General features: G+C 32.3%; 19 protein-coding genes. 14 read left to right on the top strand and 5 right to left on the bottom strand.

The genetic code is table 11. The features are described from left to right. The first annotated feature begins 18 nt into the window (after positions 1–18). From KA883_RS05700 to ltaS, 4 genes are all read left to right on the top strand, one after another. Positions 19–222 carry a hypothetical protein gene (locus tag KA883_RS05700; RefSeq protein WP_071562148.1) on the top strand — a complete coding sequence of 68 codons (204 nt, stop codon included), beginning with the start codon at positions 19–21 and terminating at the stop codon, positions 220–222. Between the two features lie 22 nt (positions 223–244). Then, positions 245–952 (top strand): 5-oxoprolinase subunit B family protein, encoded by a 708-nt coding sequence (locus KA883_RS05695; protein ID WP_046207392.1) that lies wholly within the window; start codon positions 245–247, stop codon positions 950–952. Next, a complete protein-coding gene (locus tag KA883_RS05690; RefSeq protein ID WP_046207393.1) occupies positions 940–1,944 on the top strand; it encodes a 5-oxoprolinase subunit C family protein in 1,005 nt (334 codons plus the stop codon). The genes KA883_RS05695 and KA883_RS05690 overlap by 13 nt, the downstream gene beginning before the upstream one ends. A gap of 1,082 nt (positions 1,945–3,026) precedes the next feature. Beyond that, positions 3,027–4,967 carry a polyglycerol-phosphate lipoteichoic acid synthase LtaS gene (gene ltaS / locus KA883_RS05685; RefSeq protein WP_046207394.1) on the top strand — a complete coding sequence of 647 codons (1,941 nt, stop codon included), beginning with the start codon at positions 3,027–3,029 and terminating at the stop codon, positions 4,965–4,967. Positions 4,968–5,488: 521 nt separating this feature from the next. Here ltaS and KA883_RS05680 read toward each other — a convergent pair. Then, the gene (locus KA883_RS05680) at positions 5,489–6,307 is read right to left on the bottom strand and encodes a ZIP family metal transporter (protein ID WP_046207395.1); all 819 of its coding nucleotides are present in this window, start codon (positions 6,305–6,307) and stop codon (positions 5,489–5,491) included. Between the two features lie 112 nt (positions 6,308–6,419). On the opposite strand from KA883_RS05680, the gene KA883_RS05675 reads away from it, so the two are divergent. The 6 genes from KA883_RS05675 (at position 6,420) to KA883_RS05650 (ending at position 14,875) form a co-directional block, all read left to right on the top strand. Continuing rightward, complete coding sequence (locus KA883_RS05675) at positions 6,420–8,300, top strand: ABC-F family ATP-binding cassette domain-containing protein (RefSeq protein ID WP_046207396.1); 1,881 nt, start codon at positions 6,420–6,422, stop codon at positions 8,298–8,300. A 13-nt stretch (positions 8,301–8,313) separates the two neighbouring features. Then, on the top strand, positions 8,314–10,092 hold the full coding sequence (gene recQ / locus KA883_RS05670) for a DNA helicase RecQ (RefSeq protein WP_046207397.1): 1,779 nt from the start codon (positions 8,314–8,316) through the stop codon (positions 10,090–10,092). Between the two features lie 287 nt (positions 10,093–10,379). Continuing rightward, on the top strand, positions 10,380–11,342 hold the full coding sequence (locus KA883_RS05665) for an ABC transporter ATP-binding protein (RefSeq protein WP_046207398.1): 963 nt from the start codon (positions 10,380–10,382) through the stop codon (positions 11,340–11,342). Beyond that, positions 11,339–12,853 (top strand): ABC transporter permease/substrate-binding protein, encoded by a 1,515-nt coding sequence (locus KA883_RS05660; RefSeq protein ID WP_046207399.1) that lies wholly within the window; start codon positions 11,339–11,341, stop codon positions 12,851–12,853. Before KA883_RS05665 ends, KA883_RS05660 begins: the two co-directional genes overlap by 4 nt. 187 nt (positions 12,854–13,040) lie before the next feature. Further along, entirely contained in the window at positions 13,041–14,096 is a 1,056-nt protein-coding gene (gene hisC, locus KA883_RS05655; protein ID WP_046207400.1) for a histidinol-phosphate transaminase, read from the top strand. A 230-nt stretch (positions 14,097–14,326) separates the two neighbouring features. Continuing rightward, complete coding sequence (locus tag KA883_RS05650) at positions 14,327–14,875, top strand: 5' nucleotidase, NT5C type (RefSeq protein ID WP_046207401.1); 549 nt, start codon at positions 14,327–14,329, stop codon at positions 14,873–14,875. Positions 14,876–15,112: 237 nt separating this feature from the next. Here KA883_RS05650 and KA883_RS05645 read toward each other — a convergent pair whose 3' ends face one another. Next, positions 15,113–16,066 (bottom strand): diacylglycerol/lipid kinase family protein, encoded by a 954-nt coding sequence (locus KA883_RS05645; RefSeq protein WP_046207402.1) that lies wholly within the window; start codon positions 16,064–16,066, stop codon positions 15,113–15,115. Positions 16,067–16,273: 207 nt separating this feature from the next. Beyond that, positions 16,274–17,782, bottom strand: coding sequence for a peptide MFS transporter (locus KA883_RS05640; protein WP_046207403.1), 1,509 nt, complete (start codon positions 17,780–17,782; stop codon positions 16,274–16,276). Between the two features lie 169 nt (positions 17,783–17,951). Between KA883_RS05640 and KA883_RS05635 the strand changes: the two genes are divergently transcribed. Continuing rightward, positions 17,952–18,182 (top strand): hypothetical protein, encoded by a 231-nt coding sequence (locus KA883_RS05635; RefSeq protein ID WP_046207404.1) that lies wholly within the window; start codon positions 17,952–17,954, stop codon positions 18,180–18,182. A 347-nt stretch (positions 18,183–18,529) separates the two neighbouring features. Here the strand turns inward: KA883_RS05635 and queF are convergent, their stop codons facing one another. Together queF and KA883_RS05625 are read right to left on the bottom strand one after the other, a co-directional pair. Next, a complete protein-coding gene (gene queF / locus KA883_RS05630) occupies positions 18,530–19,030 on the bottom strand; it encodes a preQ(1) synthase (protein WP_046207405.1) in 501 nt (166 codons plus the stop codon). Positions 19,031–19,043: 13 nt separating this feature from the next. Then, entirely contained in the window at positions 19,044–19,931 is an 888-nt protein-coding gene (locus tag KA883_RS05625; RefSeq protein ID WP_046207406.1) for a DMT family transporter, read from the bottom strand. Between the two features lie 709 nt (positions 19,932–20,640). On the opposite strand from KA883_RS05625, the gene nrdI reads away from it, so the two are divergent. The 3 genes from nrdI (at position 20,641) to nrdF (ending at position 24,314) form a co-directional block, all read left to right on the top strand. Further along, the gene (gene nrdI / locus KA883_RS05620) at positions 20,641–21,039 is read left to right on the top strand and encodes a class Ib ribonucleoside-diphosphate reductase assembly flavoprotein NrdI (RefSeq protein WP_046207407.1); all 399 of its coding nucleotides are present in this window, start codon (positions 20,641–20,643) and stop codon (positions 21,037–21,039) included. Beyond that, complete coding sequence (gene nrdE / locus KA883_RS05615) at positions 21,002–23,107, top strand: class 1b ribonucleoside-diphosphate reductase subunit alpha (protein WP_046207408.1); 2,106 nt, start codon at positions 21,002–21,004, stop codon at positions 23,105–23,107. The genes nrdI and nrdE overlap by 38 nt, the downstream gene beginning before the upstream one ends. A gap of 238 nt (positions 23,108–23,345) precedes the next feature. Continuing rightward, a complete protein-coding gene (nrdF, locus tag KA883_RS05610; RefSeq protein WP_019469517.1) occupies positions 23,346–24,314 on the top strand; it encodes a class 1b ribonucleoside-diphosphate reductase subunit beta in 969 nt (322 codons plus the stop codon). The last annotated feature ends 80 nt before the right edge of the window (positions 24,315–24,394 follow it).

The following is a 24,394-nucleotide window of genomic DNA, read 5'->3' as shown; positions in this document are numbered from 1 at the left end:
AGCAAGCGAGGCAAAATAATGATATGGATTTGGATTTTATTAATTATTACGCTAATCGGCCTTACAAAATGGTATGTAACCTATTTAATGAATCACCATAAATATTATATTACTAAGTTAGTCATCACTATTTCATGTGCTATTCAATTTATATTTATCTATGGTTTAGTTAAAGAATTAATACGCTACTTAATACAAATATTAAATGTATTTTATCGATAGACACAATAGATGAGGTGAATTTATGAAGATATATAGTCAAGGTGACCAAGCAATTGTGGTTTCTATAGAAAAGGAAGTTTCCAAAGATTTAACTGATGATTTACTCGCATTAAAAACATATCTTATTAATAAAAATTATCCTTTTATTACAGAAATTGTACCAACAGAGTCGGATATGATGATTTGTTATGATGCTAGAGATATGATTAAACATCACAATATAAAATCACCTTTTTTATATATGAAAGCACTTTTGCAATCTGTTCAATTAGAGATAAAACATGTAGAAGAAACACCCTCACCCATTCAAATACCTGTAGTATATGGTGGAGACTTTGGACCAGATTTAGCATCCTTGCTAAAATATTATAAAATGGATTTCGACAAATTTGTAAAATTACATACAAATTCGAATTTTTTCGTATCAATGATGGGCTATTCTCCAGGATTTCCGTATTTAACAGGGATGGATAAACGCTTGTTTGTCAATCACACAGGTGGCAAAAAAGCATTTATTCCTGCAGGATCAGTGATTATAGAAGGTAAGAAAACTGGCATTACTACAATTGATACTTATGGTGATTGGCTAGTGATAGGCTACACACCAGTAGAATTATTTAATCCACATCAAACAGATTTTACAACTTTAAAATTAGGGGATAATGTGCAATTTCAAGCTGTGTCAGAGGATGCATTGGATTTAGGAGGATTTAAACCATGTCAATCATAATAGAAAATGAAGGATTGTTCTCAAGTTTTCAAGATTTTGGGCGTATCGGTTATGAGCACAATGGTGTAATCCCTAGTGGTGCTTTAGATCCATTATCACATGAAATTGCAAATCGATTAGTAGCCAACGATAAACATGAAGCTACTTTAGAAATGACCAATAGAATGGCAAGTATTCGTTTTACTGAACCTACTTTAATTGCATTAAGTGGTGGCAGTTTTAAAGCTAAAACTGCTAATTTAAAAGTTTTACCCAATAAACTTTATTTAATGGAAAAAGGTGATGTACTCGAGTTTACAGAAACTTCACGGACATCAAGAGTCTATTTAGCCGTTGGTGGAGGATTCGAGCTAGATGAATGGTTGGGTTCTACTTCAACTGATTTTATGTCTAAACTTGGTGGTTTTCATGGGCGCAAACTAGAAAAAGGTGACGAAATCAATATGAAACGTGATTATACAGAACGTCACCATAAACTTTTTGAAAATCTTGAACATACACATCAGACTGACTGGGGCATAGATGGCTATGCGCTTTCTTTTAATTATATGTCAGATGTATTTCATGTCATTAAAAATAAAGGAACAGAAGATTTTAATCAAAATGCTTTAAATCGTTTTACTTACGGGGAATATAAAGTGACAAGTAAAGCGAATAGGGTAGGTATGTATGTCGAAGGCCAACCTGTTAAAGCATTTTATGAAGATATGCCCGCACATCAATCTGTACAAATAGGAACAATTCAAGTTAAGAGAGATGGTACGCCAATTATTTTGTTAAATGATCATTACACGTTAGGGAGCTATCCACAAATAGGGACAATTGCCAGTTATCATTTAACTAAGTTAGGTCAAAAACATCCTGGTACTAAATTGAAATTTCAATTTATAGATGTTGAAACTGCCGAAAAGAACTTAATAAAATATACTAATTGGTTAAATCAACTGTTTCATGGTATCGAGTATAGAATGCAATTAGAAATGTTAAAATAATGTACACGAATAGTGAATGAAGTGTATGTGTGTATAGCAAAATGTTAAGAGCATTAGCATTTAAAATTAATAATCAGTTAATCTATAAAACATTATTATATTAAGACGCTTTTGAGCTAAAGAATCTTAGAACAAATAAAAGTGTCTTGGACGAGTGAAAAAAGGCAATTTCTATTGAAATATTATAGAAATTGTCTTTTTCAATATTGTTTTATTTATAGTTAGCTCATTGAGTTATTACTTGAGTTTCTATAAATTTATATCTCAAGCTGCTTTTTTATGTTGGATGATTTTTATAATATGTCTGTTGCTTTCGACAAATACTTAAGTAAAATATAGTTCTAAATTAATGTATACAATACATGGTCAATGATTATTCGAAAAGCGTTCAGCTATAGCAATTATTTCGTAGATTTACTTTTGGTCTTTCGTATTTATTATCAACAGCATGAATGTCGGATATGATAAGATTTAGTAATTACTTAAGTCATTCTGTATAATTTAACCTTTATTTAAATAGGTCCAAGGCCTGATTAATTTATTAAATAGAACAAGTATAATTATAAAGGAAATTTAAATTTTAACCTTATTTTAATCGCGTATTCATAATAGGTTAATGATACCTTCATAAAACGGTTAAATTAGCTTTTTAAATTAAAAAAAGTGTGTTTTTACTTGATATTAGTCAAGAATTGCTTTATATTTATTAATTGAACTATAATCGTTTTATTACAATGATATTACAGAGTGAACGCAGTGTAAAAACGATGTAAAACATAACAAAACGCATTAACATAATTTACATTACAACAAATATAATTTTTCACAAAAGAACAAATAAAATTCATTGAAAATAAAAAATTGCTACTTTATAAAAATAAATTAGTGACATAAGAAAAAAAGATGTGTTTTAAAAGAAAATACAGTAGTTACCGTGTTTTTTAACTTAAATTTTAACTTTCGCAAATAACGATAAAGATGTTGGTAGAAATTATCACTTACCCGCTAACAACGGGTACAAAGCATTTAATCTAGCTAGGTATTAGCACAAACTTTTATTAATTTATATCGGGGGAACAGACATGAGTCTACACAAAAAGAAACTAACTCTTTTTGCGTTTTTTATTTTAACTGTTATAACAGTTACTGCTAAAACGTATTTTTCATACTATGTTGACTTTTCTTTAGGTGTTAAAGGGTTAGTTCAAAATTTAATTTTATTAATGAATCCATATAGCTTAATTGCATTAGTATTGAGTATTTTCTTATTCTTCAAAGGTAAGAAAGCATTTTGGTTTATCTTTATAGGAGGTTTTATTTTAACCTTCTTATTATACGCAAATGTTGTATATTTCAGATTCTTCTCTGATTTCTTGACTTTTAGTACATTAAATCAAGTAGGAAATGTTGAATCAATGGGTGGCGCTGTATCAGCTTCATTTAAATGGTATGACTTTGTTTACTTTATCGATACAATCATTTATTTATTTGTATTAATCTTCAAACAAAAATGGTTAGATAAGCGTGTGTTTAGCAAGAAGTTTGTTCCAGTAATCATGGCAGCGTCTGTTGCATTATTCTTCTTAAACCTAGCTTTTGCAGAATCTGATCGTCCAGAATTATTAACGCGTACATTCGATCATAAATATTTAGTGAAATACTTAGGTCCATATAACTTCACAGTTTATGATGGTGTAAAAACGATTCAAAATAATCAACAAAAAGCGTTAGCAAATGAAGATGATTTGACAAAAGTTTTAAATTATACGAAACAAAAACAAACACAACCAAACCCAGAATATTTCGGTGCAGCAAAGAAAAAAAATGTGATTAAAATACACTTAGAAAGTTTCCAAACTTTCTTGATAAACAAAAAAGTAAATGGCGAGGAAGTTACACCATTCTTAAATAAACTTTCTTCTGGTAATGAAGATTTTAGATATTATCCGAACTTCTTCCACCAGACAGGACAAGGTAAAACTTCAGACTCAGAATTCACTATGGATAACAGTTTATATGGTTTACCACAAGGTTCGGCATTCTCACTTAAAGGGGATAACACGTACCAATCATTGCCAGCTATTATGCATCAACAACAAGGATACACATCTAGCGTAATGCACGGTGATTATAAAACTTTCTGGAACCGTGACCAAGTATACAAACATTTTGGTGTAGATAAGTTTTATGATGCAACATATTTTGATATGTCAGAAGAAAACCAAGAGAACTTAGGTCTGAAAGATAAAGAATTCTTTGATGAATCAGCTGATTATTTAGCGAAGGAAAAAGAACCTTTCTATAGTCACTTAATAACGCTAACAAACCATTATCCATTTACATTATCTCCAGAAGATGCATCAATTGATAAACCAAATACTGGTGATTCAACAGTTGACGGTTATGTTCAGACAGCGAGATATTTAGACGAATCGTTAGAACAGTTTGTAAATGAATTGAAGAAAAAAGGTATCTATGATGATTCCGTTATTATGATTTATGGTGACCATTATGGTATTTCTGAAAACCATAATAAAGCGATGGAAAAATTATTAGGTGAAGACATTACACCAGCTAAGTTTACAGATTTAAACCGAACAGGCTTCTGGTTGAAAATACCTGGTAAAGAAGGTACTGTTGATAAAACTTATGCTGGACAAGCAGATGTAATGCCAACATTATTACATTTAATGGGTATTGATACTAAAAATTATCTCATGATGGGTACAGACTTATTGTCAAAAGATCATAATGACACAGTACCGTTTAGAAATGGTGACTTTGTAACGAAAGATTACAAATATGTAAATGGTAGAATATATGATAATAAAAATAATGAGCCAGTTACAGAAAAACCAAGCGATTTTGATAAACGCAAACAACAAGCTGAAAAAGACTTGCAAATGAGTGATGACGTCCTAAACGGTGATTTATTGAGATTTTATGATAACCCTGACTTTGATAAAGTGAAACCATCAAACTATAAATATGAAACAGGTCCACAAGGACAAGAGAAAAAATAATTAATACTTTAGCCCTAATCCATTATTTAAAATGGATTAGGGCTTTTATATATATGTAAGTGTATTGAATGGTATTTTATTATGCGCATGATGATTGTATTGAATTATTTAATATGAGTGAACTTTAAGCAGGGTAGGATAGAAGATTAGTACATATCCAGAGCAAACATGCACATTATAAAAAAGAATGCTAAAAAGGCTAGAACATAAATCCCCATTCTCAAAATGAGATTGTTTGAGACATTTAGTTCTTGGACAAATGTGACGTATTTTGGCGAGACGCTTGAGTGAATAGGAGAAGCTGAAGACTACAGGCTGAAGCTGTTCCCCTAAGAAAGTGAATCACCAATATGAAGTATTGAAAAAATAGAAGCACTCAGATGAATTGAATTAAATCATCTGAGTGCTATTTTTCTTGTATTTACCCCAAAATCTTTGTTTTGAACTTGAGACGATTGTCTCGGCTTCATCATTTTTTTATTTAAAAAATGGATTCAAGTTATTTCTTTTTCTTTTACCTTTTATCCAAGTGCAACGTCTAAAATCATCATGATAGTAAAACCTAGCATTAAACTTAATGTTGCTAAATCAGTATTATTACTAGCTTGAGAGTCTGGTATAAGTTCTTCTACAACTACAAATATCATCGCTCCAGCGGCAAAGGCGAGTGCGTATGGTAACATAGGTGTAATGAACAGTACTGCAGCAGCACCTATAGTAGCAAATATGGGCTCAACAATTGCAGATGCTTGACCATAATTAAAAGCTTTCCATCTTGAAGCCCCAGCTGCTCTGATAGGCATAGAAAGCGCAGCACCTTCGGGAATATTTTGAATCCCGATACCAATTGCCAAACCAAGTGCGCCTAAGAAAGTGGCTTGTCCATTACCGGCTACTACACCACCAAATGCTACACCAATAGAAAGCCCCTCTGGTATGTTATGGAGTGTAATAGCCAATACAAGTAATGTATTTTTATTGAGTTTTTTTGTTCCTACACCTTCTTGGTATTGGTTAGTGTCTTGGGTGTTTGGGTGAATGTGTGGGATAATTAAATCTAACGCGCGTATAAAAAAACCGCCCAATAAAAAACCTATTGCTGCTGGTAACCATGCAATAGATGAACCTGAACCATAATCAATAGATGGTTGTAATAGAGACCAGAAACTGGCAGCAATCATTATGCCTGCAGCAAAACCTTGCATTGAGTTCAGTATTTTATCATTAACTCTTTTAAATATAAAAACTGCAGCAGCCCCTAATGCAGTCAATAACCAAGTGATGATACCGGCGATGAGTGCTTGGATAAAAGGAGGTAAGTCTTGAAAAAAATCTGACATAAGCTACGCTCCCTTGTATCATTTGAGTTCAAAAAGGTGTATAATATATAGAACTGAAATTAAGTTTAACAGAATTAATTATAATTTTCGATATTAAAAAGGATGTTGGACGATGGAAGCCTACAAAATTGAACATTTACATAAATCATATGCCGATAAAATCATTTTTGATGATTTGCATCTGTCTATTTCTGAAGGAGAAAAAATAGGTCTTGTAGGTATTAATGGTACAGGCAAAAGTACTTTGTTAAAGGTAATCGCTGGTTTGGATGAAGACTTCGAGGCAGAGGTTTCACATCCTAATGCATATCGCATACGTTATTCGTCTCAAAAGCAAGAATTTGAAGAAAATTTAACGGTTTTTGAAGCGGTATTAACGTCAGAGACAAAGACACTTCAAGTGATACGTTCATATGAAGCTGCTGTAACAAAATATAGTGAGACACAGAATGAGACAGATTTTCAACAGATGATGCAAGCACAAGAAGCAATGGATACATATCAAGCTTGGGATTATAGTGCTGAAATCAAAACTATTTTATCAAAGCTAGGCATCAATGATACGACTAAAAAAGTGAGAGAACTTTCGGGTGGCCAACAAAAACGAGTTGGTCTTGCTAAAACACTTATAGAGCAACCAGATTTATTACTCTTGGATGAACCTACGAACCATTTAGATTTTGAGTCAATTAGTTGGCTAATTAATTATGTTAAACAGTATCCACATACAGTGCTGTTCGTAACTCATGATCGTTATTTTTTAAATGAAGTATCATCTCGCATTATTGAATTAGATCGTGGGAAATTAACTACTTATCCCGGTAATTATGAAGATTACATCGCACAACGCGCTGAAAATGAAGTCGTAGAGCAAAAACAACAAGCGAAACAACGTGCATTATATAAACAAGAATTAGCTTGGATGCGTGCAGGAGTTAAAGCACGTTCTACTAAACAACAAGCACGAAAAAATAGATTTAAAGATTTAGAACATGATGTAAAAAATCAGCAACAACAAGATAAAGCCTCTTTAAATCTTGCATATTCACGTTTAGGTAAACAAGTTTTTGAACTTGATAACGTGTCAAAACGCATCGGCGATAAGGTATTATTTGAACACATCACAGAAATTATACAAAATGGACAACAAATTGGTATCGTTGGACCAAATGGTGCCGGTAAAACAACATTATTGAATATTTTGAATGGTGATGACCAAGCGTTCGAAGGGGCATTGAAAGTTGGTCAAACTGTTAAAATTGCTTACTTCAGACAGACTGAAGCGCGCTTAGATCGAGACATCAGAATGATCGATTACTTGCGTGAAGAAAGTGAAGTAGCTAAAGAAAAAGATGGAACTGCTGTTTCTGTTACACAGTTGTTAGAACGCTTTTTATTCCCTAGTGCAACGCATGGAAAAAAGGTGTATAAATTATCTGGTGGAGAACAAAAAAGATTGTATCTATTAAAATTATTAGTACATCAACCTAATGTTCTATTATTAGATGAACCGACGAATGACTTGGATACAGAAACTTTAACCATTTTAGAAGATTATATCGCTACTTTTGGTGGTACAGTCATCACGGTGAGTCATGATCGATACTTTTTAAATAAAGTTGCTCAAGAATATTGGTATATTCATAATGACAAATTAGAACGTATCATAGGAAGTTTTGATGACTATGAAGCATATAAAAAAGAGATAGATAAACGCCAAATGCAAGAAAAGCAACAATCAAAAGTGAAATCAACATATGCAAAGAAAAAGAAAAAGGGTCTATCATATAAAGAAAAACAAGAATATGAAACAATTATTGCGCGTATTGAAACAACCGAACATAGATTAGAAGAGATCGAACAAGAAATGGTTGAAGCAAGTTCTGATTACGCTAAAGTCAAAGAATTAAATGAAGAACAACAAAATCTTAATACGTTGTATGAAGATGATATAACAAGATGGAGCGAGCTTGAAGAATTAAAAGAACAATGAGGGATTATATAACATGGAAGCAACATTATCACATTATTTTGGCTATGACACATTCCGTCCAGGTCAAAAAGAAATAATAACTAAAGTAATGGATCATCGTAATGTGCTTGGCGTTTTACCAACTGGTGGGGGAAAATCAATTTGTTATCAAGTGCCGGGATTAATGCTAGGTGGTACCACAATCGTAATCAGCCCATTAATTTCACTTATGAAAGATCAAGTTGATCAATTGAAGGCCATGGGGATTCGCGCAGCATATTTAAATAGTAGTTTGACACAAAAGCAACAAAAAGATATTCAAACACAACTGAAAAGTGGAGAAATCCAATTTTTATATGTTGCACCAGAACGTTTTGATAATGCCAATTTTATGCGCTTATTACAGCAGTTAGATATACACTTAGTTGCGTTTGATGAAGCCCATTGTATTTCAAAATGGGGACATGATTTTAGACCAAGTTATCAGGAAGTCATCCATAAAGTTTTTGCACTACCACAAGATTTTTCAATTGTAGCATTAACAGCAACGGCAACAATCGAAGTACAAAAAGATATTATGGATCGCTTAAACATCGATAAACACGATGAAATCAAAACAAGTACGAAACGACGTAATTTAATATTTCAGGTTAATCCAACGTATCAGCGTCAAAAGTTTGTATTAGAATATGTTAAAGATCATCAAAAAGAAGCAGGCATTATATATTGTTCGACACGTAAACAAGTAGAAGAACTACATGAAGCATTAGAAAACAATAAAATTAGCAGCACAATATATCATGCTGGTTTATCCAATAAAGAGCGGGAAGCAGCTCAAAATGATTTTGTATATGATCGTGTGCGTGTCGTAGTTGCAACAAATGCATTCGGTATGGGGATTGATAAATCTAATGTGCGCTTTGTGATTCACTATAACATGCCTGGTGATTTAGAATCGTATTATCAAGAAGCGGGTCGTGCAGGTCGTGATGGACTGAAAAGTGATTGCATCCTTTTATTCAGTGATAGAGACATTGGTTTACACCAATATTTTATTTCATCTTCAAAAGCAGACGATGATTACAAAGAAAAAATGGGTGAAAAATTGAATAAAATGCTACTATATACGAAAACTAAAAAGTGTCTAGAAGCAACACTCGTACATTATTTTGAACCCAATGAAAAACTAGAAGAGTGTGAGCAATGTAGTAATTGTGTTAGAGAAAATAAAACATATGACATGACGAACGAAGCGAAAATGATCGTAAGTTGTATTGCACGTATGAAACAGCAAGAAAGTTATAGTGTTATTATTCAAGTTTTAAGGGGTGAAGACTCTGATTATATTCGCTATTGTGATTATAATCAATTGTCCACACATGGCATTATGAAAAACTATACGACATCTGAACTCAGTCATCTTATGGATGAATTGCGATTTAAAGGATTTTTAAATGAGCATGATGAAATATTGATTTGCGATGTATCTGTAAAGGAATTGCTAAATAATCAAATTTCAATTTATACAACACCATTTAAACGTAAATCAAAAGAAAAAGTTAACATCAATACTGTAGAAGGCGTAGACCGTGCCTTATTTGATGAATTAGTTGCCGTGCGTAAACAATTAAGTGAAAAATTAACTATTCCACCAGTAAGTATTTTTTCAGATTTTACTTTGGAAGAATTTGCCAAGAGAAAACCAGAATCAAAGCAAGATATGATCTTAATTGATGGTGTCGGAAGTTATAAATTAAAACACTACTGTCCAATATTTTTAGAAACAATACAATCTTATAAAGCTCAAATTTAGTTGAGCAAATAATTGTTTTTAGAATATATAATCTCATATACTTAATTTTAACGGTATTAGTATTTTACATTGAAATAATTGCGATAAATACGAAGTTAATTTGACAACTATTAATATACTATACAAGTACAAATGTAATAGTGATATTGATCGGTTTCAATTAACTTCGTTTTTGTTTTATCTAACTATGTTCAAAAGGGTTAAATGATACATAAATCGGTTATGTGTTAACTATGTGAATTTTTTTAAGTGATAGTAAAGGCAATGAAAAGAGTGAGGGTGAAAAATTGATAGAATTTAAAAATGTAATCAAACGTTATGGGGATAAAAAGGCTGTAGATGATCTTAGCTTTAATATAAAAGAAGGTGAGTTTTTTGTTTTAATCGGACCTTCAGGTTGTGGTAAAACAACGACATTAAAAATGATTAATCGTTTAATTTCATTAACAGAGGGATTTATTTATTTTAAAGGTAAACCAATTAGTGACTATCCAGTATATGAAATGCGTTGGGATATTGGTTATGTCTTGCAACAAATTGCATTATTTCCACATTTAACAATAAAAGAAAATATTGCACAAGTACCACAAATGAAAAAATGGAAAGACGTGGATATTGATGAACGTATAGATGAGTTGTTAAATATGGTTGGCTTAGAGCCAGAACTTTTTAAAGATAGAAAACCAGATGAACTATCAGGTGGGCAACAACAACGTGTTGGTGTGGTGCGTGCATTAGCCGCAGACCCACCAGTTATATTGATGGACGAACCTTTCAGTGCATTAGATCCAATCAGTCGAGAAAAACTACAAGATGATTTAATAGCATTACAGCAAAAAATAAAGAAAACAATCGTTTTTGTAACACATGATATACAAGAAGCGATGAAACTTGCTGACAGAATTTGTCTATTAAACAAAGGACATGTAGAGCAAATAGATACACCTGAAAATATGGTTAGTCATCCTAAAAGTGATTTTGTAAAACAATTTGTTGGGGATAAATCACTTAAAATAGAAAAAGATATTAAACTATCAGAACTTATTGGAGAATTAACGATTGATGAACAGGCAGCTACCAAAGGCTATCCTATTGTTAACAGCGACGTCTCTATTAAAAACATTTATAGTGATTTAGCTAATCATGATGCTATCATTATTAATGATGAATCGACTGCTACTCAACATGTGCTTAAACGCGAAGATATGTTTAAATATCTATCCGAGCATACAGGGGGTGGTCAAAGATGAATGAATTAATAAATACACTTTCAGATCGAAAGGGACAATTGTTAACTACGATATTTGAGCATATCCAAATATCATTTATTGCATTGCTCATTGCTGCAATAATTGGAGTACCATTAGGTATTTTGCTCACGAAGACACGTAAGATTTCTGAAATTGTGATGAATATTGCGGCAGTACTACAGACAATACCATCATTAGCATTGCTTGGTTTGATGATACCACTGTTTGGTATTGGTAAGGTACCAGCAGTGATTGCGTTAGTAGTGTATGCATTATTACCGATATTAAGAAATACATACACTGGTATCAATGAAGTGGATAGCTCATTAATTGAGGCAGCTAAGGGTATCGGTATGAAGCCAGGAAGAAGATTAACGAAAGTGGAATTACCCATAGCTATGCCAGTAATTATGGCAGGTGTTAGAACAGCTATGGTATTGATTATAGGGACTGCTACATTAGCAGCTTTAATTGGTGCTGGTGGTCTTGGTGATTTGATTCTTTTAGGTATAGATAGAAATGACACATCATTGATCATTATTGGAGCGATTCCCGCAGCTTTATTAGCAATTCTTTTTGATTTAGTTTTACGGTATATGCAAAAGCTGTCCTATAAAAAGTTACTTATTTCTCTAGGTGCAATTATTATAATTCTGCTATTAGTGATTATTGGACCAATGTTTGCTCAAAAAGGAGATAAAATTACATTAGCAGGTAAACTTGGGTCAGAACCATCTGTAATTACAAATATGTATAAAATTTTAATTGAAGAAGAAACAGATGATACAGTAGATGTTAAAGACGGCATGGGGAAAACTTCATTCCTATTTAATGCTTTGAAATCTGACGATATAGATGGCTACCTTGAGTTTACAGGTACTGTACTTGGAGAGTTAACAAAGGAAGATTTGAAATCTAAACAAGAAAATAAGGTATATCAACAAGCAAAATCAAGTTTAGAAGATAAATACGATATGACTATGTTAAAACCAATGAAATATAACAATACTTATTCATTGGCAGTTAAAAAAGATTTTGCGAAAAAACATAACCTTAAAACGATAGGTGACTTAAACAAAGTAAGTGACCAAATTAAGCCAGGTTTCACATTAGAGTTTAATGATCGTGGTGATGGTTATCCAGCTGTTAAAAAAGCATATGATTTAGATTTTGGAGAAGTTAAGACGATGGAGCCGAAATTAAGATATCAAGCAGTTGAAAGCGGAGATATTAACTTAATTGACGCATATTCAACAGATGCCGAATTAAAACAATACGATATGGTTGTTTTAGAAGATGATAAAAAGGTATTCCCACCATATCAAGGTGCACCTATGTTTAAAACATCATATTTAAAGGAACATCCTGAAATCAAAGCACCACTTAACAAATTAGCAGGTAAGATATCTGATGAAGATATGCAACAAATGAATTATGAAGTTACAGTGAAAAAACAAGATCCTTATGAGGTAGCTAAAAACTATTTAGAAAAACATAATTTAATTGATTAATTCATAAGACAATACGAGTTTAACAATGTGTTTTACTATGTTAAAGCACACATTAAGTTGAACTCGTATTTATATTTGATTAAATTCTCACTTCAAAAAAAGTTACATTGATTTTCAATGGAAATAAGGTATATAATGGTTACTAAGTTTTGAAATTTCTGTAAATTTAAGGAGGCCCGAATCAACAATGAAAAAACAAATAGAACAATTATCAGCATATCAACCAGGTTTATCACCAAGAGCACTAAAAGAACAATACGGGATTGAGGGTGAACTTTATAAATTAGCTTCTAATGAAAATTTATATGGACCGTCACCTAAAGTGAAAGACGCAATCACGCAGCATTTAGATGAATTGCAATTTTATCCTGAAACAGGTTCTCCGTTAATTAAAGAAGCAATAAGTGAGCATTTGAATGTTGATCCAGCACGTATTTTGTTCGGTGCAGGATTAGATGAAGTGATATTAATGATTTCACGTGCTGTTTTAACTAAAGGAGATAAAATTGTTACAAGTGAAATGACTTTTGGTCAATATTATCATAATGCCATAGTAGAAGCAGCAGATGTTGTTCAGGTACCACTAAAAGATGGTGGGTTTGATTTAGAAGGCATACTTTCTGAAGTTGATGATAACACTAAACTTGTATGGCTATGTAACCCTAATAATCCTACTGGCACATATTTTACACATGATGAATTGCAACGTTTCTTGTCACGTGTGCCTCAAGAAATACCAGTAATTATAGATGAAGCTTATGTTGAATTCGTGACAGCTGAAGACTTTCCAAATTCATTAGCACTACAAGAGCAATTTTCCAATGCTTTTTTACTTAGAACGTTCTCTAAAGCATATGGATTAGCAGGTATGCGTATTGGATATGTGGTCGCTGCTCAAGAAGCAATTGAAAAGTGGAATATTATACGACCACCATTTAATGTAGGACGGTTATCAGAACACGCTGCACTTGCTGCATTAGAAGATCAAGCGTATTTAGATTCTATTCGTGAAAAAAATGCTCGAGAAAGAGCAAAATTCTTTGATTCAGTTAGTAGTCATAAATTAAATCCAAGCCAAACGAACTTCATTTTTGTGAATACGTCACGACCTCACGAATTGTATGAAGCATTGTTAAAACAGGGGTGCATTACAAGAGAATTTCCGAATGGTGTCAGAATTACGATTGGCTTCCCTGAGCAAAATGATAAAATGATCGAAGTATTAAATAACTTTGATTTATAACAAACATCATTTATAACGTTCAATAAATTAAAATGTATAAAGCTTGAACTATATAACGAAAATATTTAATTTATATAGTATATTATGATAGGCTTATGTACAATTTTGGTTTCATTGAACGTTTTTTGCTATACTAATAATGATAAACAGGGTCATGTTGTCAGATGATTAATGTAATCATGCGTGATCATTGTTAGTGAATGAGAACTTAAAAGGGAGTAGAGTATGAGATGACTAGAAAATCAATTGCTATTGATATGGACGAAGTACTTGCTGATACAGTAGGTGCACTGATTGAAGATGTGAACAAACGTACAGATTTAGGTATAACCTATGATATGCTGGACGGTAAAAAATTACGTCACGCAATGCCCGAACATGATGGCTTATTGCATGAAATTTTACGCGAACCAGGTTTTTTCAAAAAATTGAAAGTGATGGCACATGCTCAAGAAGTTGTGAAAAAATTAACTGAATACTATGATGTTTATATTGCTACTGCTGCAATGGATGTTCCTACATCATTTCATGATAAATATGAATGGTTAAGAGAGTATTTTCCATTTTTAGATCCACAGCACTTTGTTTTTTGTGGGCGTAAAGATATCGTAAATGCAGACTATCTCATAGATGACAACCCTCGTCAGTTAGCTATATTTACAGGTAAGCCAATTATGTATACTGCGTCTCATAATGTAAACGATGATCGTTTTACACGTGTAGATGACTGGTATGATGTTGAAAAATATTTCTTAGGTGACCGTGATTACGATATATAAATTTAATGACATGCACGTATCTTTGTGTGTTTAAATATGTAATTTTAATGATGCTATACTTAAAATGTGCAGAATCTTGAAAATTCATGAGTGAGCGGGCGATAAGTTCAAGTGTACTATCTATACTTTAAGAGAGTAAACATTTCTAAACGCTATATCAAAAGGACTAATCCATTGTGTACGTGGATTAGTCCTTTTGAATAAGATTTTATTTAGTAAACATTATATATAGTGTATTTATTCATATTCATTATCAGGCGTATTTTCAGGTAACGTTAAAATTTGTATTGCTTTAGGTATGACTTCAATATGGATAGGTGTTTTTAATGCAATTTCTCCATCGATGTCCACCTTCATTTCGGGTGTGGTCTCTATTTTGATATCTTTAGATAATAAATGCTGAATACCGTTTGTCATATGGTTCCAGTTCATGCTATCTCTTTGTTTAAATATATCACTCAATACACTCGAACTGTGTTCTTTAAAAATAAATAAATTCAGATAACCATCACTAGGTGAAAGGTCTGTTAAAGGTATGCGACTGCCTCCTATAAATGACCCATTAGCAACAACGAGCATTGCAGTATTACCATCAATAACTTTACCGTCAACGGTTAATTGATAATCAAAATGCTCCGGATTAAGCAAAGTTTTAACTGTAGATCCTACGTAACTCAATTTGCCAAAGATGTCCTTATTGCCGTTTTGAACATTTTCTGCATTTTGAACAATGAGTCCCAATCCAGCAAAGTTTAGTGCGTATTGATCATTGATTTTCATAACATCATAAGACTGCAACTCTGATTGAATAAGTTGTTGACTGGCCATTTTATGACGTGGACTCAGGTTTAATGTTTTAACAAAATCATTAAATGTGCCACCTGGAATAATACCAATAGGGATATTCAATTCATGTTGCATTATGCCATTGATTAATTCATTGACAGTACCATCGCCACCAAGGAGGAAAATGATATCTACATCGTCACTATAACTTTGGTCTTTAATCTTCTGACAAAATCTTATAATATCACCCTCGTCTTCACTTAGTTGAAGCGACAGATGTTTACAAAATGTAGTTAAGGAAGCTGCTACATCTCCAAGTCCCCGATATATATCTTTAATACCACTATATTCATGATAAAATAAGACACCGTGTTTGAATTTAGTATTTTCCAATTTTTTCACCATATTCTTTTAAATTTTGTTGCTTATTCACTTTACCCATATTTTCACAGTTATAATTATATAGGAAGAGTTGGTGGCATTTACTTTATTTTTAAATTTTTTTGCTGTGACAATTTTTTGCAAGGATGAATAGGATAATGTTTATCTGAGCTTTAGCGCATGAAAAAACCCACTTACTCAATAAAGTGAGAAGTGGGCTTGATACGTGTGCTATTTAATGCCACGCATACCTTTGACGATTTTTGGTACAAATGCTAAAACAATCAAACTAACTACAATTGCAATACTTCCTAAAAATAGGAAGTAATTTTTGTGTCCCAGAGGCTCAATGAGCTTCACTAAAGTACCATTTATAGCTTGTGCACAGGCATTTGTTAATAACCATAAACTCATCATTTGCGTATTGAAAGCTTTTGGTGCGAGTTTAACTGCTGCACTGTTACCTGTAGGTGATAAACAGAGTTCACCGATAACACAAATAATATAAGATAGAATAACCCAGTTGACACTAATGTCTGCACCGCCAGCTGAATGCCCAATAGAGCCAATCATTATGTAAGAAGCACCTGCTAATATTGCGCCTAAAACAAATTTTGTTGCTATGCTTGGTTGACGTCGAGCCATTTTGGCCCAAATCAATGAAACCACTGGCGCTAACAATACAATAAATAATGGATTTATCGACTGGAAGAGTGTAGGACCGAAATCTGTTTTCCACCCAAATAGATTTAATTTCATGTCACTGCTTTCAAATGCAAAGAGATTAAGAACGTTAGCACCTTGCTCTTGAATAGACCAGAATATTACGCCAAGTATAAATAGCGGTATAAATGCGATTACTCTTGAGCGTTCATCATCTGTGACTTCTTTACTTCGAATCATAATTGTGAAATATACGATTGGTAATGCAATCCCTAGTATAAGTACTGTTGTACTAACTAAATTAAATGATAATGTGCCTGTTAAGCCAGTAATTAATAATACAACTGCAATGATTACAATGATTGCAGCAAATAAAATACCATATTTTTTCTTCTCACTTTTATTCAATGGGTTGGTTGGTTTTGTACCAATTTGACCTAAATTTCTTTTATTGAAAAATATGTACCAAACGAGTCCAAGCGCCATTCCAATTGCAGCGATTAGGAAACCGCCGTGGAAGTTACCTGTATGTACAAAGCGATCTAGAATAATAGGTGAAAGTAATCCGCCTAAGTTAACAGACATATAGAATATAACAAAACCAGCATCTATTCGTGTATCTCTATCGGGATATAATCTACCAACAATATTTGAAATGCTTGGCTTCATTAAACCAGAACCTACAATAATAAAGAACATAGAAATAAATAATCCTACGATATCTAAAGGTAAACTTAAGAAAACATGTCCAATAATGATTAGAATACCACCGTAAAACGTTGCTCCGCGTGTTCCTGTAATTCTATCGGAAATCCATCCGCCGAGTACAGAGGTCATGTATATCAGTGCCCCGTATACTGCCATAATTGACTGTGCAGTACTTTTATCCATGCCGAGTCCGCCATCTTTGATAGCGAAATACATGTAGAAAATGAGTAAGGCACGCATACCGTAATAGCTGAACCTCTCCCAAAATTCAACAAAGAATAATACGCCTAGCCCTTTAGGATGTCCAAAAAATCCTTTTTGTGGGATGGATTGAACCGCTTGTTCATGGGCTTTATCTTGATTTTGCATAAAAACATTCCCCGTCCTTTCATACTCCCTATAAGAATGTATAAAAATGATTTTACGCTTAATTAAATTAAATTTCAATAATATTCTCAAAAAAAGAATATTTAAAATATTGCCACTATTCAAAGAAAGTGTTATTTTAGTTGTATCTAATATAAAGGGGGATTTTAATATGCAAACAGTAAAAAAATTGTTGATTAGTTTTTCTGCAATCTTGTTATTTGGAGGTATATCAGTTGATTCTCCTGATGCGAGTGCAAAGGGAAAGGCTAAAGACACTGCAAAATATTTAGAAACTAAAGGTGGTTGGAAAGACGGAGAACCTGGTTATACTGCAGGTTGTAATATTAGTTGGGCACTTGGCATTAAAGATGTTTGTGGAGAGAAAAAGGATTCTTTATAAAACTGTGAATTAAATAAAAAATATAATAAGATTAATTAAGTATTTATAGATATATTCAATTTAAGATTAAACTAAGTTTGTAAATATGACTATTTTAATGTGTGAACATTTAGTACGCATATTACTACGATAGCAGTCTTCTGAGCTTTCTCAGTAGACTGCTTTCTTAATTAATAAGATTAATCAATTGGAAGGCTTTAAGTAATTGGGATATCGAGAATAGAGATTATAGGCTCGACTAGATATTTTAAATAATAATCTCAATACCTATAAAAAAGCTATGAAAAAACGATTGTCAGATTTTTCATAGCTAAGATTAGTCAATTTTATGAGTGAGCAAGAAAAGATTAACGATTATCTATTTTTTCTGGATAGAGATCATGATTCATTAAACGATGTTCTGCCATTTTTTCATATTTACTGTCAGGGCGACCATAGTTTGTATAAGGATCAATAGATATACCACCACGAGGCGTGAATTTGCCCCAAACTTCTATATAATGTGGATCCATTAAGTCGATGAGATCATTCATAATAATATTCATACAGTCCTCATGAAAATCGCCATGATTTCTAAAGCTAAATAAATACAATTTTAATGATTTAGATTCTACCATTTTAATATTTGGAATATACGAAATATAAATAGTAGCAAAATCAGGTTGACCCGTAATAGGGCATAAAGATGTAAACTCAGGACAATTAAATTTAACAAAATAATCACGGCCCGGGTGTTTATTATCAAATGATTCTAATACATCTGGTCGATAATCAAAATCATATTTATTATTTTGGTTTCCTAGTAAAGTAATATCTTTTAAATCTTCATGTTTACGTCCTTCAGACATCGTAATTGCTCCTTTAATATTTAGATTTTTGTTCCTTTTTCTGAACGGTTAACGGTTGGCGTCTTGCTTTTTCAAACATATAATAGCTTGCACCAATAATAATGATATAACCTAGAATTGCATAGAAATCTGGTGACTCACCAAATAAAATAAAACCAAATAGCGCGGTGAATATAATAGATGCGTACGTAAATATTGAAATATCTTTAGCTGGGGCAAAACTATAGGCTAAGGTAATACCTATTTGACCAGCAGCCGCAGCTAAGCCAGCACCGATTAAATAAACAACTTGCATGACAGACATTGGTTCGAATGTAAATATCGTAAATGGAATGAGTGCTATTATAGAGAAGAAAGAAAAATAAAAAACAATCGTATATGGTGCCTCTTTGCTACTTAATGCTCTAACACAAGTATAGGCACTTGCCGCGAAGATACCTGATAGTAATCCGCCAATCGCTGGAATCATAGAAGAAGAAAACTCAGGTTTCACAACGAATAACATACCAAAAATGGCTACGATCATAGCAATAAATTGGTAATTGCGTACTTTTTCGTTTAAGAAAATCAAACTAAGTAGTATCGTCCAAAAAGGATTTAATTTCATTAATGTATCTGCGTCACTAAGAATCATATGGTCGATGGCATATATATTTAATAATACGCCAATTAAGCCAAGCGCAGAACGAGATATTAATAAAGGCTGGCTACTCAATTTACCAAAAAGTGGTTGTTTGTACTTAAATATAAAATACAAAGGAATAAACATTGCCACTAGGTTTCTTGCCAATGATTTTTGAAAGACAGGGAGATCTCCAGCTAATCTAAAAAAAACAGACATAAAGCTAAAACCAACTGCAGAAATTAGAATAGCAATAATACCTTTTATTTTTGGATTCACATATATCGCCTCAATTTTAAAATTTTAACGTATCTATATTAGCATAGTTAATTAGAAAATGTATATATCTTGAATTTAAAAGGGAAATATATTAAAGTATAAATACGAACAAACGTTCTGTTTATGTAGTGTTTCATTAAGAAATTTTAAAAGTAATTAAGTATAGCAATTAGTTCTAAAATATAATATATGAAGCGCAATATATAAGGCCTATGGCTAGATAATCCAGATATATCAAGCTTTAAAGAGAAATTAAAAAAAGCAAGCATTGAGCCTCTAAAAGTCGAAAAAATATTTTTTAAAAATTTAAAATTGAGTTTAAGGTTGAATTGGTGCCATTTTCATACTGTTTTCATTGTTTTGACATAAATTAAAGACTTTTAATAAGGCGATGAGTTATGTATAATGAAACACATAATATAGTATTAATGGCCAGGACGAAACACTATATATTGTGTTTTGATACGTGGTCAATTTATTTATAATAAATCAAATTTTAAGTAAAATCACACAGTTTCAGGCTTTAAATAATGACAAATAAGGCATTAATACTTAAATGTTGAGTTTTTACATACCTACTTATAGAATTACAAGTTACTATATATAGTGGTTATTTCAATCATTTAATACATTCAAAAGCAACACCTCGAAAGCCTTACAATTTTTGATTTTCCAACTTACGTATTTCTATTAGAAAGAAGGTGAGCCAATGAAAGTGGTATATTTTTCGTTTTCCGGCAATGTGCGCAGATTTATAAAAAAAACCGAACTGACAAATGTTATGGAAATCACGCAAAATAATTGTTCAGAGAGAATTGAGGAGCCATTCGTTTTGGTCACTGGGACAATAGGATTTGGTGAGGTACCCCAACCAGTTCAAGCGTTTTTAGAAGTAAATGATGATTTATTAAAAGCTGTTGCAGCTAGCGGAAACCGTAATTGGGGACAAAATTTCGCAAAAGCTGGACGATCAATTTCGGAACGTTACCAAGTTCCATTATTATTGAAGTTTGAAGTACAGGGCACTGCAGATGATATAGATGAATTTAAAGATAAGGTGGGAAATTTCAATGAAGATTATGGACGAGAAGAAATACAATCATATTGAATTAAACAATGAGGTTACAAAAAGAAAAGATAATGGTTTCTTTAATTTGGAAAAGGATCAAGAAGCGCTAGCAGTTTATTTAGAAGAGATTCAAGATAAGACAATCTATTTTGATACTGAAATTGAACGCTTACATTATCTCGTGGATAACGATTTTTATTTTGACGTTTTTGAAAAATATTCAGAAGCGGATTTACAAGAAATTACAGATTATGCTAAAAGTATTGACTTTCGTTTTGCCAGTTATATGTCAGCAAGTAAATTCTTTAAAGACTATGCGTTGAAGACAAACGATAAAACACAGTTCTTAGAAGATTATAAGCAACATGTTGTGATTGTTGCACTATATCTAGCAAATGGTCATAAACCAACAGCTAGACAACTTATCTCAGCTATGATTGAACAACGTTATCAACCAGCAACGCCAACGTTTTTAAATGCTGGGCGTGCGCGTCGTGGTGAGCTTGTGTCATGTTTCTTACTAGAAGTAGACGACAGTTTAAATTCAATCAATTTTATAGATTCTACAGCGAAACAGTTAAGTAAAATTGGTGGCGGTGTTGCTATCAACTTATCTAAATTGCGTGCTAGAGGAGAAGCGATTAAAGGTATTAAAGGCGTGGCAAAAGGTGTATTACCTGTTGCTAAATCTCTTGAAGGTGGATTTAGCTATGCTGACCAATTAGGACAACGTCCTGGGGCTGGTGCTGTGTACTTAAATATTTTCCATTATGATGTAGAAGAATTTTTAGATACTAAAAAAGTTAACGCGGATGAAGATTTACGATTATCAACTATTTCTACTGGTTTAATTGTACCTTCAAAATTCTTTGAACTGGCAAAAGAAGGTAAAGACTTTTATATGTTTGCACCACATACAGTTTATAATGAATATGGTGTAACGTTAGATGACATTAATTTAGATGAATACTACGAAAGTTTAGTAGCCAATCCAAATGTTGATAAAAAGAAAAAAGATGCTCGTGAAATGCTAAATATGATTGCACAAACACAACTGCAATCTGGTTATCCTTATCTAATGTTTAAAGATAATGCGAATAAAGTACATCCTAACTCTAATATTGGTCAAATTAAAATGAGTAACTTATGTACAGAAATCTTCCAATTACAAGAAACGTCTATTATTAACGATTATGGTATCGAAGACGAAATAAAACGTGATATATCTTGTAACTTAGGATCTTTAAATATTGTTAATGTTATGGAATCTGGAAAATTTAAAGATTCAGTGCACACAGGCATGGATGCATTGACAGTGGTCAGTGATGAAGCAAATATACAAAATGCGCCAGGTGTTAGAAAAGCTAATAGTGAATTACATTCAGTTGGATTAGGCGTTATGAATCTACATGGTTATCTAGCCAAAAATAAAATTGGTTATGAGTCTGAAGAAGCAAAAGATTTTGCTAACATATTCTTCATGATGATGAACTATTATTCAATTGAAAGATCCATGGAAATTGCAAAAGATAGACAAGAAACATTTAAAGACTTTGATAAATCAGATTATGCGAATGGGAAATATTTTGAGTTTTACACTTCGCAAACGTTTGCACCAAAATATGAAAAAGTACGTAAATTATTTGAAGGTTTAGAAATTCCTACACCTGAAGATTGGAAAGCATTACAAAAAGAAGTTGAAACTCACGGCTTATTCCACGCATATCGTTTAGCGATTGCACCAACACAAAGCATTTCTTATGTTCAAAATGCGACAAGTTCAGTTATGCCGATAGTTGACCAAATTGAGCGCCGTACTTACGGTAATGCAGAAACGTTTTATCCAATGCCATTCTTATCACCAGAAACAATGTGGTACTACAAATCTGCATTCAATACTGATCAAATGAAATTAATCGATTTAATTGCTACGATCCAAACACATGTGGATCAAGGTATTTCTACAATTCTTTATGTAAACTCAGAGATATCAACACGTGAATTATCTAGATTATATGTTTATGCACATCATAAAGGGTTGAAATCTTTATATTACACTAGAAATAAATTATTAAGTGTTGAAGAATGTACGAGTTGTGCAATATAAAACGAGGCTATCTAATTTAATAAACAAGGAAATATGAATCTTGAAATATCGCATATGTTTTAAAAACAAAAAGGTAATGCATTAAGTGAACATGATTTAAATTAAAGTGTATCAACATTATAGAAATAGAGTCACTTATGCAGAGGGATAGAAAATCTAAAGATATATTTAGATTTCTGTCCCACTTTCTGTGTTTTATAATTCAAATAAATATTTACTGGATAGGGGAATTATCTAAATGAAAGCAGTCAATTGGAATACTCAAGAAGATATGACAAATATGTTTTGGCGACAAAATATTTCGCAAATGTGGGTAGAAACTGAATTTAAAGTTTCAAAAGATATTGCAAGTTGGAAAACATTATCCGATGAAGAAAAAAACGCATTTAAAAAAGCATTAGCAGGTTTAACTGGTCTGGATACACACCAAGCAGATGATGGCATGCCATTAATCATGTTACATACTACAGATTTACGTAAAAAAGCGGTTTATTCCTTTATGGCGATGATGGAACAAATTCATGCTAAAAGTTATTCTCACATCTTTACAACTTTATTACCATCTAGCGAAACAAACTACTTATTAGATAAATGGGTCCTAGAAGAGCCACATTTGAAATTTAAATCGGATAAAATTGTAAATAATTATCATAAATTATGGGGTAAAGAAGCATCGATTTATGATCAATATATCGCACGTGTATCAAGTGTTTTTCTAGAAACATTTTTATTCTATTCTGGTTTCTATTACCCATTATATTTAGCTGGGCAAGGTAAAATGACAACCTCAGGAGAAATCATTCGTAAAATTTTATTAGATGAATCTATTCATGGTGTGTTTACTGGGATGGATGCGCAAAGTTTACGAAATGAATTGTCTGAAAGTGAAAAACAACAAGCAGACCAAGAAATGTATAAACTATTAGATGAATTATATAAAAACGAAGTTTCTTATACACAATCTTTATATGATGATATCGGTTTAACTGAAGATGTGCTTAACTATGTAAGATATAATGGTAACAAAGCATTATCAAACCTTGGATTTGATCCGTACTTTGAAGAGAGAGAATTTAATCCAATTATCGAAAATGCGCTAGATACATCTACAAAAAACCATGATTTCTTCTCTGTTAAAGGCGATGGTTATACATTAGCGCTAAACGTTGAAGCATTACAAGATGAAGATTTTATTTTTGAAGACTAAATTGCGACCATTTCAACTATCATAATAATATAAAATTTAGTGATTGCAGATGTCTGAAATATAAGCAATTTTTAATCACC

Source organism: Staphylococcus sp. GDY8P54P (assembly GCF_017892645.1).
GTDB classification, from domain to species: Bacteria; Bacillota; Bacilli; order Staphylococcales; family Staphylococcaceae; genus Staphylococcus; species Staphylococcus ureilyticus.
Note: the sequence above shows the minus strand (reverse complement) of the source record. Positions and strands in the feature narration are given on the sequence as shown.